Origin of the sequence: Gulosibacter massiliensis, assembly GCF_900626105.1 — a bacterium.
Lineage (GTDB): Bacteria > Actinomycetota > Actinomycetes > Actinomycetales > Microbacteriaceae > Gulosibacter > Gulosibacter sediminis.
Map to the genome: position 1 here is coordinate 242777 of NZ_UYZX01000002.1, position 15717 is coordinate 258493.

The window sequence follows — 15717 nt, forward strand, 5'->3', positions numbered from 1 at the left end:
GGAACCCCCGTTTAGTCTCGTAGCAACTGGCACGGCTGTACCCGAATTGGCACAGCAACCAGCCCGAAGGAGACGCCTGATGTTTGAACGCTTTACCGACCGCGCTCGGCGCGTGATCGTGCTCGCCCAGGAAGAGGCGAAGCTGCTCAACCACAACTACATCGGCACCGAGCACCTACTGCTTGGGCTGATCCACGAGGGCGACGGGGTCGCAGCCAAGGCCCTGGAGTCACTCGGTATTTCACTCGAGGCCGTTCGAGACCAGGTACAGGACATCATTGGCAAGGGGCAGCAGAAGCCCGGCAGCCACATTCCCTTTACCCCGCGGGCAAAGAAGGTGCTCGAGCTCTCGCTGCGCGAAGCGCTGCAGCTTGGCCACAACTACATCGGCACCGAGCACATCCTGCTTGGCCTCATCCGCGAGGGTGAGGGTGTTGCGGCGCAGGTGCTCGTGAAGCTTGGCGCCGACCTCAACTCGGTGCGCCAGCAGGTCATTCAGCTGCTCGCCGGCTACCAGGGCAAGGAGCCGGTCGCGGCCGGCCCCGAGGGCGCCAGGTCGTCGAACAACCCGCAGGGTTCTGCGGTGCTCGACCAGTTTGGCGAGAACCTCACGCAGATGGCCCGCGACAGCAAGCTCGACCCGGTCATCGGCCGCGAGAAGGAAATCGAGCGCGTGATGCAGATTCTGTCGCGCCGCACGAAGAACAACCCCGTGCTGATCGGTGAACCCGGCGTCGGTAAGACCGCCGTGGTCGAGGGCCTCGCGCAGGCCATCGTGAACAACGAGGTGCCCGAGACGCTGAAGGACAAGCAGGTGTACGCGCTTGACCTCGGCTCGCTCATCGCCGGCTCGCGCTACCGCGGTGACTTTGAGGAACGCCTCAAGAAGGTCACCAAGGAGATCAAAAACCGCGGCGACATCATCGTGTTCATCGACGAGATCCACACCCTCGTGGGTGCTGGCTCGGCCGAGGGCGCGATCGACGCCGCGAACATCCTCAAGCCGATGCTCGCGCGCGGTGAGATGCAGACCATTGGTGCGACGACGCTCGACGAGTACAAGAAGCACTTTGAGAAGGACGCCGCGCTGGAGCGCCGCTTCCAGTCGGTGATCGTCGACGAGCCGTCGGCGCAGCACACGATCAACATTCTCAAGGGGCTCCGCGACAAGTACGAGGCGTTCCACAAGGTCACCATCACTGACGAAGCGATCGTCGCTGCGGTGCAGCTCTCCGACCGCTACGTGAGCGACCGTCAGCTGCCCGACAAGGCCATCGACCTCATCGACGAAGCGGGCGCACGCCTGCGCCTGTCGGTGCTGTCGTCGCCGCCCGAGCTGCGCGAACTTGACGAGAAGATCGCCAAGGTGCGCGCCGACAAGGAGGAGGCGATCGATGTTCAGGACTTCGAGAAGGCCGCCTCGCTGCGCGACGACGAGAAGCAGCTGCTCGGCGAGCGCCTGCGCCTCGAGAAGCAGTGGAAGGCTGGCGAGGTCAAGGCGACCGGCACCGTTGACGCGGGCCTGATCGCCGAGGTACTCGCACAGGCCACCGGCATTCCGGTCTACAAGCTCACCGAGGAAGAGACCGCTCGCCTCGTGTTCATGGAAGAGGCGCTGCACCAGCGCGTCATCGGTCAGGAAGACGCGGTCAAGGCGCTCTCGCGCACGATCCGCCGCACCCGCGCCGGCCTCAAGGACCCGAACCGCCCCTCGGGCTCGTTCATCTTCGCCGGCCCGACCGGTGTTGGTAAGACCGAGCTCGCGAAGGCGCTCGCCGAGTTCCTGTTCGACGACGAGTCGGCGCTGATCACCCTCGACATGTCCGAGTTCGGCGAGAAGCACACGGTCTCGCGACTGTTCGGTGCCCCTCCCGGATTCGTCGGCTTCGAAGAGGGCGGCCAGCTCACCGAAAAGGTGCGCCGCAAGCCGTTCTCGGTGGTGCTGTTCGACGAGATCGAGAAGGCGCACCCCGACATCTTCAACTCGCTGCTGCAGATTCTTGAAGAGGGTCGTCTCACCGACGGCCAGGGCCGCGTGGTCGACTTCAAGAACACCGTAATCATCATGACCACGAACCTCGGTACGAAGGACATCACGGGTGGGCCCGTCGGCTTCCAGATCGAGGGCGACACGACCACGTCGTACGAGCGCATGAAGGGCAAGGTCAACGAGGAGCTCAAGAAGCACTTCAAGCCCGAGTTCCTCAACCGCGTCGACGACACGATCGTGTTCCCGCAGCTCTCGCCGAAGGAACTCCTCGAGATCGTCGACCTGTTCACGAAGCGTCTGGCCGACCGCATGCTCGATCAGGACATGACCGTCGAGCTCACGGCCCCCGCCAAGGAGCAGCTCATCAAGGTGGGCTACGACCCGGCGCTCGGCGCCCGCCCGCTGCGTCGCGCGATGCAGCAGGAGGTCGAAGACCAGCTGTCCGAGCTCATCCTGCGCGGCGAGCTGCGCGGTGGCGACCACGTCAAAGTCGACTTCGGCGAAGGCAAGTTCGACTTCGACATCAAGCGCCCCGAGCGCGAGGTGGTTGGCGTGTCGGCCGGTGAAACGGCCGCCAGCAACGCCGAAGCCGGTGTCACGACGAGCACCGACGAGTAGTACTCGCTAGGCATACAGGCCCGGCCACCCCGATGGGTGGCCGGGCCCGCTGCTGTTTCCGGCGCGGATGCGCGTGGGCGGCTGGATGGGCGGCACGGGCTGCGCGGGATGCGCGGCGCGGGGGTGGCGTCCGGCCCGCCGAGCGGCGCTGCGCGGGGTGAAACCTGGACGCCGCGTTGCAGAAAGCGCTGATCGGGTGGAGGATCGGGGCATGAGTCGCTACGTGCGTCCGCCGATCGGCACCATGGCGTTCCTCGAATTCGACGGACAATCCTCAGGCACCGGCTACCGGAGTCCCGCCTCCGCCTCGCCGAGCAAATCCGCGCATCCGGGTGCGCCGCTGCACGTCGTCGCCGACGCGCTCGTCGCGCACCTTCGGACCGCCTACGAAGTCGAGGTCACCACCGGCCTCACCGTCGCCGACGACCTGCTGTTCCACCCCGACTCCGAAATCGAACGGGCCGTGCGCATCCGGCCCCACAACGAGAAGTGCGCGCCGCTCACCCTCGTCTACACCGCCGGCGGCGTCTGCCTGCACGCCGGCGTGCTGCACGACTTCCCCTTCCCGGCGCACGACGCGCCCGGCGCCGACTGGATGCGCGAGGCCGACGAGCTCGAGCGGCAAGTGCTCGCGGTTGCGGCCGGGCACTACTGGGAGGGCATCGACAAGGCCGCCCACCCGTGGATCGGCTACGCCTTCAGCTTTCGCGACGGCAAGGAGTCGGGTCGCTCGCGCGCCGACGACTGGCCGAGCGACCGCGTCGACGCGGCCAAGCGCATCCTATTTCGCCTGCCGATCGGCTGGGCGGCCTGGCCGAAGGTGCGAGCACGCATTCCCACGCCCGTGCTGGGGTAAGCGTGCGGGGGAGACCGGGGCGGTGACGCGCCCCGGCTCGCTGGCGTGCCCGTCGTAGGCTGCGCGAGGCGCGCAGCCTACGACGGGCGCCGAGGTGCGCCAGCAGTTTGGTGGCTCTTCACGATTGAGGGTGTAGCGCGGGTCTGAAGCCTCCGGCCTCGAGCAGCGACCGGGCAATGTAGTGGGTCAGGTTCCGGAACCCGAGCGCGGAACCGCGGAGGTGCTCGAGGCGGCCGTTGATCGCCTCGGTCGGCCCGTTCGACGTGCCGGGCCGGTCGAAGAACGCGAGGATGTCGGCAGCGCGCTGCTTCATCATGCGGCCGAGTTTGTGGATCTCGAGCAGCGCCGCGGGAACGCCGGTGGTGATCGTATCGATCACGGCCTGCATCATCGCCTTCCCCTTCTTCTTGTCGGGCTCCCGGTAAGCGGCGACGATGCGCTGGTAGATGCCCCAGGTCGCTTCGACCTCGACGTGCTCCTCGACTGCAAACACCGCGTCCAGGCGGATCTTCTGTTTGTCGGTGAGCAGGCTCGCGCCGGTGTGCAGGGTGCGTGTCGCCTTGTAGCGCGGGTCGTTCTTGAGTCCGCGGTGCCCGGTGGTGTCCTGCTGGACCCGAAGGCTCGATGGGCTCATCCATCACGCTGATCACGGGTCGAACTACACGGCCATGGTCTACACCGACCGTATCCAAGAGCTGGGCGCTGTCCCGTCGACCGGAACTGTTGGCGACAGCTTTGATAACGCGATGGCCGAGGCGGTCAACAACCTCTACAAGACCGAACTGATCCGTCAGCAAGGCCCCTGGCGGACGGTTGAGCAGGTCGAACTCGCAACGCTCGAATACGTGTGGTGGTGGAACCACGAACGGCTCCACGGGGAACTCGACATGCGCACCCCGATCGAGGTTGAACAGGCCTACTACGCTGGAACCGAGACGCTTCTGTCACCAACCGGCTGACAGGAAACCAGATCGGAACTCAAACCAGGCCAATTCAGATGTGTTTGCGCATGCGGAGATTGTTGATGGGTCGTTGTCGGCGAAGGTTGGTGACGCGGATGTTGCGGCGCCGGTGTTGGATGGTTCGTCGTTGACGTGGGAGGGCAATGTTCCTGCTGGTCAGACGGTGACGGTCACGTATCAGGTGAAGGTCAATTCGGATGCGTGGGGTGTGGAGTTCAAGAACCATGCGACGTCGGAAGCGACGCCTCCGGGTGAGGATGTTCCGCCGATTACGCCGCCTCCGGGTGAGACCACGCACAACACGCCGACAGCGCCCGTTACGCCGACGCCTATTCCCACGGCTCAGGAAGAATCGGACACGCCCAAGCTTGCGCACAGCGGTGCTGACGACCTGATCGCGCTCGGCTTGCTGAGCGCAGGATTGCTCATCGCATCCGGCCTCATCTGGTTTGCAAACAAACGGCGGAACGTTTAGGTATCGCGATAGCGCGTAACCACGACGCGTAGCTGAGAGGGTGGGAGAGCAACCAAGTTGCTCTCCCACTCTCCGTTTACGTAGACAACAGGCCAATGAAGCGCTGGGTGTCTCGAATTTCATCGACGATGAACCGACGTCGACCTGCGATTCAGGGGTGTGATGCTCCGCCGGCGAGGGCTGCCGGGGCGCAGAAGGCGGGCCGCGACCAAGAGGGAGTAGCGTGCAAGGCGTACGCGACGACGAAAGGCAGCATGGCGAAAGAGACGAACGGCACCCAACCTCCCCTGTGGCGCATCCTCATCATCGCCTTGCTGCCGACGTTCATCTATTCGGTCGGGCAGGGCGCGATTGTGCCGGTGATCCCGGCGGTCGCGACATCGCTCGGTGCCGATCTCGGTTTCGCGGGGTTCATCGCCGGTTCACTGCTCATCGGCCAGGCGGTCGGTAACTTGCCCGCCGGGGCCGTCGTGAGTCGCTTCGGCGAGCGGCGCGCGATGGTGTTTTCTGCGTTCGCGACGATCGTCGGCGCACTGATCTCGGTGTTCGCGGTGAACGCGTGGATGCTGCTCGCCGGCGTGCTCGTGCAGGGGCTCCATGACGGCGACGTTTGCGCTCGCGCGGCAGGCGTTCTTGAGCACGTACGTGCCGTTCCAGTACCGGGCGCGGTCGATGTCGACGCTCGGCGGGGTGTTCCGCTCGGGCATGTTCGTCGGGCCGTTCATCGCGACGTGGATGATCACCGCGACCGGTGATGCGCAGACGAACTTCTGGGTGTTCATCGTGTGCTCGGCGCTCGCGGCGATTGCCGTGGCGGTGCTGCCCGACGTCGAGAAGGTGTCGCGTGCGCCGCGCGATTCGGCAGAGGTGTACGACGCGGGCGGGGATGCGCCGACCGGGGCGATTCCCGTGGCGAAGGATGCCGTGGCTGGTTCTGGCTCGTCGCGCGGGCGCGAGTCGATCGCGCAGACGTTCCGACGGCGCGGCGATGTGCTGCTGCGGCTCGGCACGGGTGCCGGAATCTTGATGATGATGCGCTCGAGTCGGCAGGTGCTGCTGCCGCTGTGGGGCCTGTCGATCGGGCTTGACGACGCGTTCACGACGCTGATCATCGGCATCGCGGGCGCGATCGACTTCGCGCTGTTTTTCACGTCAGGATGGATCATGGACCGCTTCGGCCGCTCGGCCAGCGGCGTGCCCGCCCTGCTCGGCATGGGCCTTGGCTTCGCGGTGCTCGCGTTCACGCACAACCTGGATGCGTCGGCTACGTGGTTCGTCGCGATTACCCTCTGGCTCGGGGTCGCGAACGGCGTGGGGTCGGGCATCGTCATGACGCTCGCCGCCGACCTCGCCGACCGCGAGCATCCGGCGCCGTTCTTGGCCGCATGGCGCACCGTCACCGACGGTGCGAGCTCGACCGTGCCGTTTGTCGTGTCGGGGCTGCACGCGTTTGCCGGGATCGCCGTGACCTCGGGCTTCTTCGGCGTGCTCGGGCTGTTCGGGGCGTGGCTGTTGTGGCGGTATATCCCGAAGTACATCCCGAAGCCGCGGCGGCGGTGATGTGGACGGGCACGTGTGGCGCCCACCCCGCGTTGAGTGTCCCGGAAATCCCACTTTTCGCGCGAAATCTGGGATGTCGGGGACACTAGACCGCGGAAACTGGCGGCTGCCTGCTCAGGGCGACCCAGCGCATCCGGCCTCGTACTTGCCTCGCCGCACGACCGAGTGTCCCCGAAATCCCACTTCTCGCGCGATTTTTGGGACAACGGGGACACTTTGCGGCGAGGTCGAGCCACGCCCGCACCCCTACTTCTTGCGCTTGGCGCGCACGCTGTGCGGCAGCCGGTCGAGGTAGTCGAGCAGCACGCCCTCGCGCATGGCCCAGGGCGACACGTCGAGACGCTCGATCTCGAGCGCGCGCATCACCGAGAGCAACACGGTGCCGCCGCCGACGATCTGGAAGGCGCGATCCTGCGTGATGCCCGGCAGCGCGTGCCGCGACTCCGACGGCAGCTTCGCGAGGCGCGGCAGCCAGTCCTCAAGCTGCCAGCGGTACAGGAACGTCATGGCGTTGCCGCCCATCCCCTCGCTCTGCGACCCCGCGAGCCGCGCGAGCGAACGAATCGTCTTCGACGACCCAACCACCTGATCGGGCTGGCGCAGCTCGGTGAACTTGCTCACCGCATCCGGCAACACGTCGTCGATGTACGTCTGAAGATCCTCGAGCTCGCGCTCGGTCGGCGGATCGTCAGTGAGATAGGTCTTTGTCATGCGGCCCGCGCCGAGCGGCAGCGACATCGCGAACTCGGGCAGCTCGTCGCTACCGATCGCGAGCTCGAGCGATCCGCCGCCGATGTCGACGAGTTGGATGCGCCCGGCGTTCCAACCGAACCACCGGCGCACGGCGAGGAAGGTGACGCGCGCCTCATCCTTGCCCGACATGACCTGCAGGTCGATGCCGCACTCCTTGCGGATGCGCTTGAGCAGCTTCGCTCCGTTCGTCGCGTCGCGCAGCGCGCTCGTCGCCATCGGCAGCAGCTCGTCGAGGTTCGCCGAGGCGATGTGTTCGGCGGCGGCGTGCATCGTCTGCATGATGTGCTCGACGCCCTCGTCAGAGATCGAGCCATCGGGCTCGAGGTACTTCATGAGCCGCAGCACCGACTTGGTCGAGGTCTTGTGCACGGGCCGTGCGCCAGGATGCGCGTCGACCACCAACAGGTGGACCGTATTGGAACCGACATCGAGTACGCCCAGTCGCATTCCCACAGTGTACGGCGCCGCCGCGCGGGCCCGGCGCCCGAACTACCATGGACGGATGCAGAACTTGGTGGTGCGTCAGGCGCGCACGGATGACGTGGTCGCGATTCGCAACGTCTTGGAACCGATGATGGTCACCAACCTCTTGCTGCGAAAGGACCTCGTCGTGCTGTACGAGGCCGTGCAGGAATTCCTCGTCGCTGAACTTGACGGCAAGATCGTCGGCTGCGGCGCCCTGCACGTGCTGTGGCGCGACCTGGGGGAGGTGCGCTCGATCGCCACCACTCCCGAGGTGCGCGGCATGGGCGTTGGCCACACGATGCTCGAGGGGTTGATCGAGCGCGCGCACGTGCTCGGGCTGTCGCGGCTGTTCTGCCTCACGTTTGAGACGAAGTTCTTTGGGCGCCACGGTTTCGAAGCCGTCGGCGAGCACGTCGTTGACCACGACGTCTATAAGGAGATCCTTCACTCGCCCGATGCCGGAACGGCCGAGTTCCTCGACCTGCCCTGGGTCAAGCCGAATACGCTCGGCAACACTCGGATGCTGCTGGAGATGGCGCGGGCGTAGGGCGCGTCGGGCTTTGGCCGCCTCGGGTTGTGGGCAGGGCTGGGGCGGCGAGGATGCGCGGGGCCGGGGTGGTGCGCGCGTCGCCTCCGAGCCGCGGAGCGCGGCCACGCGCCCGCCGACACCTGCACGACACCTGTAGTTCAGCATCCGGCTACCCAGGCCGTTACCGATTCGTTGCCGCGGGCCCATACGCTCTCGATCAGTTTCGTCTTTCTACTGTGAGGAATCTGTTCGTGCGCATCTCGATCAAGCAGCTTGGTGCTGCGGCGCTCGCGGTCGTGCTGGGAGCGGGCGCCGTCGCCTCGCTCGGCCAGCCCGACCCGGCATCCGCCGCGGCCGACGGCTCGACCGTCGTCATCAACGAGGTTTACGGCGGTGGCGGCAACAGCGGCGCCCCCTACAACCGCGACTTCGTTGAGCTCTACAACCCCACCGACGCTGCCATCGACCTCGGCGGCTACCAGGTCGTCCGCTACTCGGGTTCGGGTAACCCGCAGGGCGACGTCGTCGAGATCCCCGCGGGCACGACCATCGAGCCGGGCGCCACGCTCGTCGTCGGCGGCGCCTACGGCAGCAACACCTCGGCCGCTGACGTCCCCGTCGACGTCGAAGGCAACTTCGGGCTCGGCGCCTCGAGCGCGGCCATGAACCTCACCGACGCCTCGGGCGCCATCGTCGACCTCGTCGGATTCGGCACGGTCGGCGGCAACGCCTACGAGACCGCCGCCGCACCGGGCCTGAGCAACTCGACCTCGGCCCAGCGCATCCCCGACGGTGTCGACACCGACGACAACAGCGCCGACTTCATCGCCGCCGAGCCGACCCCGGGCGCCCTCAACGCGAGCGACGAAACCACAGAGCCCACCGACCCGACCGAGCCCACTGAGCCGGCCGAGTGCGACGTCGCGATCTCGGAAATCCAGGGCGCCGGCGCATCCACCCCGCTGCCGACCGACCAGGCCGTCACCACCTGCGGCGTCGTGACCGCCTCGTACACCACCGGCGGCCTCAACGGCTTCTACCTGCAGACCCCGACGACGGATGCTGCGGGCCAGCCGGTCGAGCAGGCCGACGACGCCTCGAACGGCATCTTCGTCTACACGAGCAGCGCGCCGACCGTCGCGATCGGCGACTCGGTGCAGGTCACGGGTACTCCGGACGAGTACTACGGCCTCACGCAGCTCGTGCAGCCGAGCATCACCGCGGTCGACGCGCTCGGCACGGTTGAGCCGCTCGAGCTCGCCGCGTGGCCGACGACCGAGGACGAGCGCGAGCTCTACGAGGGCATGCTCGTCGCGCCGCAGGGCACCTACACGGTGACCGACAACTACTCACTCAACAGCTACGGCGAGGTTGGGCTCGCGTTCGGCGAGGGGCCGCTCGTCAACGCGACCGAGGTCGGCGCCCCCGGCTCGGCCGAGGCGCAGGCGCAGGTCGACGAGAACACGGCCCGCGCCGTGCTGCTCGACGACGGCGCGAGCTGGAACTACCAGCGCAACGCCACCGCGAAGAACTCGCCGGTGCCCTACCTCAGCCTGCAGACGCCGGTCACGGTCGGCGCCACCGCAAGCTTCGACCAGCCGATGATCGTCTCGTACGGCTTCGACATGTGGCGCTTCCAGCCGCAGCAGCAGGTCGTCGGCGCCGAGAACGCGCCGGTGAGCTTCAGCGAGGTGCGTGAGGATGCGCCGGTCGACTTCTCGGGTTCGGACTACTCGGTTGCCTCGTTCAACGTGCTCAACTACTTCACGACCCTCGGCACCGACGAGGACGGCTGCGCCTACTACACCGACCGCGAGGGCAACCCGACGACCGCGAACAACTGCACGGTCCGCGGCGCCTACGACACCGAGAACTTCGAGCGCCAGCAGGTGAAGATCGTGAACGCGATCAACGCGCTCGACGCATCCGTCATCGCCCTCGAGGAGATCGAAGACTCGAGCGACTTCGGTCAGGACCGCGACGCGGCCCTCGCCAACCTCGTCGACGAGCTCAACGCCGCCGCCGGCAGCGACAAGTGGTCGTACGTGGCCTCGCCCGACACGGTGCCCGCGAATGGCGACGACGTGATCCGCACCGCGTTCATCTACCAGGATGCTGAGGTCAGCTACGTCGATGGCTCGACCGAGATTCTCGACGACAGCGCGTTCGTGAACGCCCGCGCGCCGCTCGCCGCGACCTTCGCCCCCGTGGCAAACGAGGACGAGCCCTTCGTCGTCATCGCGAACCACTTCAAGTCGAAGGGTGGCTCGGGCGAGGGCGACAACGCGAACACCGACGACGGCAACCCGGCGTCGGCGACCGGCGGCTGGAACGGCGACCGCGTGCGCCAGGCCCAGGCGCTGCTCGAGTTCGCGGATGCGCAGCAGGCCGAGCAGTCGACCGACCTCCTGTTCATCACGGGTGACCTCAACTCGTACTCGATGGAGGCGCCGGTGACGACGCTGACCGACGCGGGCTACGTGCCGGTCGCATCCGACGGCTCGGAGTACAGCTACCTCTACACCTCGGAGCTCGCGACCGGCGGCAAGATCGGTACGGTCGGCTCGCTCGACCACATCCTGCTCTCGCCTGCCGCGGCCGAGCAGATGAACGGTTCGGACATCTGGACGATCAACGCCTACGAGCCGATCGCCCTCGAGTACAGCCGCTTCAACGCGAACGTCACGAACTTCTACGACGAGAGCCCGTACCGCGCATCCGACCACAACCCGATCATCGTGGGCATGTCGACGACGCCGGAGCCGACTCCGACGCCAGAGCCGACTCCGACGCCGGAGCCGACTCCGACCCCGACGCCGACCGACCCGGTCGAGACGCCGGAGCCGACCGAGTCGCCGGAGCCGACCGAGACCACTGCGCCGACGACCCCCGCGACCGAGACCCCGGAGCCGACCGCCTCGCAGACCGAGTCGCAGGAGCCCCAGCTCGTCACCGAGCAGGAGCACTACACCGCCGCTGAGTCGGCGGCGGGTGTGCAGTACGTCGGCGTGAACTTCGCCGCGAACGCGTCGGTGAACATCGCGATCTCGATCGACGGCGGCGAGCCGCAGAGCGTTGAGTCGCTAACGGCCGACGCCGACGGTACGATCACTGGTCAGCTGACCTACCAGACGGTTGACCCCGAGACCGGCGCGGTCATCGAGGACAACCTGCCCTGGCCGGCCGGTTCGTACACGATCATGGCGACCCAGGGCGAGCTGTCGGCGACCGTGACCTTCACGGTGGGCGAGGGCGCCGCAGCGACCGACGGCACCGCGACCGCGTCGGCGACCGCGACCAGCGACCCGAGCGACACCGCCGCCGCGACCGCGACTGCGACGAGCATCCCGGCCGACGGCACGAACAACGCGGGCGGCCAGCTCGCGACGACCGGTGCGAACGAGTCCGCGATGTTCGCGGGCATCGCTGCGGGCGTCTTCGCGCTCGCGCTCGGCGGCGTGCTGATGTTGCGCCGTCGCAACAACGAGGTGTAAGCCGGTCGCCTGCGGGTGATTCGCGGCGGCGGTCAGAGCTTCGGCTCTGGCCGCCGCCGCGTTTTCCACGGATGCGCGGCGCGCTACGTTTTGGGTCGGCTCGCAGGAATGCGCGGCAGCCTCGCGCGTTGAATGCGACTATGACCACAACGCGCATCGGCACCAGCGACCTCGAAATCTTCCCCCTCGTCCTCGGCGGCAACGTGTTCGGCTGGACGGCCGACCGCGACGCCAGCTTCGCCGTGCTCGACGCCTTTACCGCGGCCGGCGGCACGCTCATCGACACGGCCGACTCGTACAGCCACTGGGTTCCGGGCCACGAGGGCGGCGAGAGCGAGCGCACCATCGGCGAGTGGATCGCCGCGCGCAAGCCGCAGGGCGTCCAGATCGCGACGAAGGTCGGCATGCAGCCGGGCGGCCCGCAACTCACCGCCGCCAACGTGCGCGCGGTCGCCGAGCAGTCGCTGCAGCGCCTCGGCGTCGAAACCATCGACCTCTTCTACGCGCACAAGCCCGACGAGGTGACCCCGCTCGAAGAGACCGTCGCGGGGTTCGACGCGCTCGTGCGCGACGGCCTGATCCGCACCATCGGCCTGTCGAACTACTCGGCCGAGCAGGTCGAGCAGTGGCTCGACATCGCCGAGCGCACCGGCGCCGCGAAGCCCGTCGCGCTGCAGCCCCAGTACAGCCTCGTGCACCGCGGTGACGTCGAGGGCCCGCTGCTCGAGACGGTGCAGCGCCACGAACTGAGCATCCTGCCGTATTACTCGCTCGCGTCGGGATTCCTCACCGGCAAGTACCGCGAGCCCGTCGAGGCGGGGGAGTCGCCGCGAGCCGGCGGCGCTTCGCAGTACGCGACGGCCGAGGGCGTGCGCATCATCGACGAGCTCGAGCGCATCGCCGGCGAGCACGGCGCGAGCATCGCGTCGACCGCCCTCGCGTGGCTTCGCCAGCAGCCGGGCGTCGCCGCGCCGGTCGCGAGCGCGTCGAAGCCTTCGCAGGTCGCCGATCTCATCGCGGGCGCCACGCTTGAACTCACGGATGCTGAGCTCGCGTCGCTCTCGGAGGTCTCGTCGGCGCTCATCCAGGCCTAGTTACACGAGCGGATGCGCGGCTCGGGCACAGCGCACGGGTCGCGCATCCTGCATTTCCCGTCGCGCGCATCCTGCGGTTCGAGCCCGCGCAGCTGCCCTGTGGGAGACCACAACGTGAAAAGTTCCCGGGCTTTACCTGAACGTTACCTCCGCATGGAAAGCTCGTTGCGTTCGTATCACGGCTCTAGGAGGCCCCGTGGCTAAGAAGTCCCCGTTGGTGAAGGGCGGTGTCGCGGCCACCCTCGGCCTCGCGCTGGCTGCCACCGCATTCGTTGCTCCGGCAAACGCCGAAGCGCTAAACACCGGTGAGGTCATTCAGCCCACCGAAGGCACCACCCAGATCAACCTCATCGGCTTCAACGACTTCCACGGTCGCATCACGCAGGTCGACGCCTTCGCCGCCAACGTGCTGCAGGTGCAGGACACGTTCGGCGCCGACAACAGCCTCATCATCGGCAACGGTGACCAGGTTGGCGCCTCGGAGTTCGAGTCGTCGGTCGCCGGCGACCAGCCGTCGAAGGACGCGCTCGTCGCCCTCGGCGTTGACTCGTTCACCGCGGGTAACCACGAGTTCGACAAGGGCCAGGAAGACGCGCTCGCGATTCGCGACACGTTCGGCACCCTGCTCGCTGCCAACGTCATCAAGGCCGATGGCACCCCGCTGCTCGACGCGTACAGCACCTACGAGGTTGCCGGCCACACGGTTGCCGTCGTTGGCGCCGTGACGCAGTCGACCGTCTCGGGCGTGAGCCCGGACGGCATTCAGGGCCTCACCTTCACCGACCCGGTCGCGTCGGTCAACGAGTACGCGGCTCAGCTCTCGGATGGCGACGAGTCGAACGGCGAAGCCGACATCATCATCGCCTCGTACCACGAGGGTGGCCCCACGAGCGGCACCTACGATGACAACGCCTCGAACGAGCTCTTCGCGCAGATGGCGAACGAGACGTCGACCGAGGTTGACGCGATCTACGAGGCGCACACGCACCAGACCTACAACTACGAGACCAACATTGACGGCAAGATCCGCCAGGTGGTTCAGGCCGGTCAGTACGCCGAGAACGTCGGCCAGATCGTGCTCGACGTCGACGCTGACGGCAACGTCGTGAGCTCGTCGTCGTCGGTCATCCCGACCTACAACGCGGACGGCACGCCGCGCGTCGATGCGACCACGCTCTCGGCCGACTCGCAGGCCACCTACGCCGAGGTCGTCGGCATCCAGGACGCCGCGGTCGCCGAGGCCGAGGTGCTCGGCGCCGAGCAGATCGGTGTGGTTGAAGAAGACATCACCCGCGCGAAGACCTACGACGCCACCGGCGCTGTGACGGTCCAAGATAACCGTGCGCAGGAGTCGACCCTCGGCAGCGTTGTTGCCGACTCGATGATGCTCTGGGCGCAGGGCGTCGGCACCGACGCGCTCGACGCCGACCTCTCGATCATGAACCCGGGCGGCCTCCGTGCCGACATCGCCGGCGACGGCGTGCTCACCTACAAGGACGCCCAGACCGTCCTCCCGTTCGTGAACAACCTCTCGGTCGTCTCGATCACCGGTGCCGAGCTCAAGAACGTGCTCGAGCAGCAGTGGCAGCTCGACGCCAACGGCGCGGTCCCCGGCCGCCCCTACCTGCAGCTTGGCATCTCGTCGAACGTCGACTACAGCTACACCGGCTCGACCTCGGATGACCCGCTGACCACGCAGGGCACCCACATCACCTCGGTCTACGTCGACGGCGCGCCGCTCGTTGACGACCAGGTCTACAAGGTCGTCATGCCGTCGTTCCTCGCGGCTGGTGGCGACAACTTCTTCGCGCTGAACAACAACGAGGGCGTCTACGACACCGGTTCGGTCGACCTCGACGCGTTCGTGCAGTACGTCGAGAGCCTCCCCGACACCCTGCTCGAGCCCGAGCAGACCCGTAACGGCTTCCAGATCGACGGCTACTTCGGTGAGGACGGCGCTGCGCCGTCGATCGAGGCCGGCGCCGAGCAGACCATCACCGTCACCGACGTTGACCTGCACTCGCTCGACCTCGTCGCGAACACCACCGTTGAGGTGCTGCTCGACGGCAACGTCATCGGCGAAGGCACCGTGAACGGCTCGACCCTCGCGGGCGAGACCACCACTGCCGACGTGACCTTCACGGTTCCGGCCGACACCGCGGCGGGCGACTACACCATCCAGGTCGTCGCGCAGCCCTCGGGCTCGACCGTCAACCTGCCCCTCACCGTGACCGCCACGGAGGAGACCCCGGCCCCGACCACGACCCCGGAGCCGACCGAGACCCCGGCCCCCACCACCCCGGCGACCGAGACGCCTGCCCCGACCCAGTCGGAGTCGCAGTCGCAGGAGCCCCAGCTCGTCACCGAGCAGGAGCACTACACCACCGCCGAGTCGGCTGACGGCGTCAACTACGTCGGCGTGAACTTCACGCCGAACCAGCCGGTCAGCGTCTCGATCAAGTTCGGCGACGGCGAGTCGCAGAGCGTTGAGGATGTCATGGCCGACGCCGACGGTGTCATCAGCGGTTCGCTGACCTACCAGACGGTCGACCAGACCACCGGCGCCGTCCTCGAGGACAACCTCCCCTGGCCGGCCGGCACCTACACGATCGTTGCCACGCAGGGCGAACTCTCGGCGACCGTGACCTTCACGGTTGGCGACGAGACCGGTGCGGCGACCGACGGCACCTCGACCGACGGCACCTCGACCGTGCCGGCGGCTGACAACAACGGCTCGGGCGACCAGCTCGCGACCACCGGTGCGAACGAGACCGCGATGTTCGCGGGCATCGCGGCGGGCGTCATCGCCCTCGCGCTCGGCGGCACCTTGATGCTGCTGCGCCGTCGGAACACCGACGCGTAAGTAACACGCCTTCGGGCGACCCGCTGCGGCGGTCGGAGCTTCGGCTCTGGCCGCCGCT

Annotated in this window: 11 protein-coding genes and 1 pseudogene; 10 read left to right on the plus strand and 2 right to left on the minus strand. The window is 67.4% G+C overall.

Going from position 1 to position 15717, the window contains the following annotated elements; all coding sequences use genetic code 11:
- Positions 1–79 precede the first annotated feature (79 nt).
- Together EJL01_RS10965 and EJL01_RS10970 are read left to right on the plus strand one after the other, a co-directional pair.
- Positions 80–2608 (plus strand): ATP-dependent Clp protease ATP-binding subunit, encoded by a 2529-nt coding sequence (locus EJL01_RS10965; RefSeq protein WP_125107680.1) that lies wholly within the window; start codon positions 80–82, stop codon positions 2606–2608.
- A gap of 211 nt (positions 2609–2819) precedes the next feature.
- Positions 2820–3464, plus strand: a complete 645-nt coding sequence (locus EJL01_RS10970; protein WP_125107681.1) for a DUF6226 family protein — start codon at positions 2820–2822, stop codon at positions 3462–3464.
- A 118-nt stretch (positions 3465–3582) separates the two neighbouring features.
- Here EJL01_RS10970 and EJL01_RS10975 read toward each other — a convergent pair.
- A pseudogene (locus tag EJL01_RS10975) lies at positions 3583–4080 on the minus strand (transposase); the annotation flags it as partial.
- A gap of 52 nt (positions 4081–4132) precedes the next feature.
- Between EJL01_RS10975 and EJL01_RS10980 the strand changes: the two are divergent.
- The 4 genes from EJL01_RS10980 to EJL01_RS10990 all read left to right on the plus strand — a co-directional run bounded on the left by EJL01_RS10980 (position 4133) and on the right by EJL01_RS10990 (position 6461).
- Positions 4133–4423 (plus strand): integrase core domain-containing protein, encoded by a 291-nt coding sequence (locus tag EJL01_RS10980; RefSeq protein ID WP_125107682.1) that lies wholly within the window; start codon positions 4133–4135, stop codon positions 4421–4423.
- A 73-nt stretch (positions 4424–4496) separates the two neighbouring features.
- On the plus strand, positions 4497–4901 hold the full coding sequence (locus EJL01_RS10985; RefSeq protein WP_164509806.1) for a DUF7927 domain-containing protein: 405 nt from the start codon (positions 4497–4499) through the stop codon (positions 4899–4901).
- Positions 4902–5155: 254 nt separating this feature from the next.
- The gene (locus EJL01_RS13335; RefSeq protein ID WP_250645394.1) at positions 5156–5656 is read left to right on the plus strand and encodes an MFS transporter; all 501 of its coding nucleotides are present in this window, start codon (positions 5156–5158) and stop codon (positions 5654–5656) included.
- A complete protein-coding gene (locus EJL01_RS10990) occupies positions 5547–6461 on the plus strand; it encodes an MFS transporter (RefSeq protein ID WP_250645395.1) in 915 nt (304 codons plus the stop codon). Before EJL01_RS13335 ends, EJL01_RS10990 begins: the two co-directional genes overlap by 110 nt.
- Before the next feature lie 246 nt (positions 6462–6707).
- On the opposite strand, the gene EJL01_RS10995 is transcribed toward EJL01_RS10990, so the two are convergent.
- Positions 6708–7661 (minus strand): Ppx/GppA phosphatase family protein, encoded by a 954-nt coding sequence (locus EJL01_RS10995; RefSeq protein ID WP_125107684.1) that lies wholly within the window; start codon positions 7659–7661, stop codon positions 6708–6710.
- 55 nt (positions 7662–7716) lie between these two features.
- Between EJL01_RS10995 and EJL01_RS11000 the strand changes: the two genes are divergently transcribed.
- The 4 genes from EJL01_RS11000 (at position 7717) to EJL01_RS11015 (ending at position 15659) form a co-directional block, all read left to right on the plus strand.
- A complete protein-coding gene (locus tag EJL01_RS11000; RefSeq protein WP_125107685.1) occupies positions 7717–8226 on the plus strand; it encodes an amino-acid N-acetyltransferase in 510 nt (169 codons plus the stop codon).
- A 233-nt stretch (positions 8227–8459) separates the two neighbouring features.
- Complete coding sequence (locus EJL01_RS11005; RefSeq protein ID WP_164509807.1) at positions 8460–11702, plus strand: ExeM/NucH family extracellular endonuclease; 3243 nt, start codon at positions 8460–8462, stop codon at positions 11700–11702.
- A gap of 140 nt (positions 11703–11842) precedes the next feature.
- On the plus strand, positions 11843–12796 hold the full coding sequence (locus EJL01_RS11010) for an aldo/keto reductase (protein ID WP_125107687.1): 954 nt from the start codon (positions 11843–11845) through the stop codon (positions 12794–12796).
- Positions 12797–12992: 196 nt separating this feature from the next.
- Positions 12993–15659, plus strand: a complete 2667-nt coding sequence (locus tag EJL01_RS11015) for a 5'-nucleotidase C-terminal domain-containing protein (protein ID WP_125107688.1) — start codon at positions 12993–12995, stop codon at positions 15657–15659.
- The last annotated feature ends 58 nt before the right edge of the window (positions 15660–15717 follow it).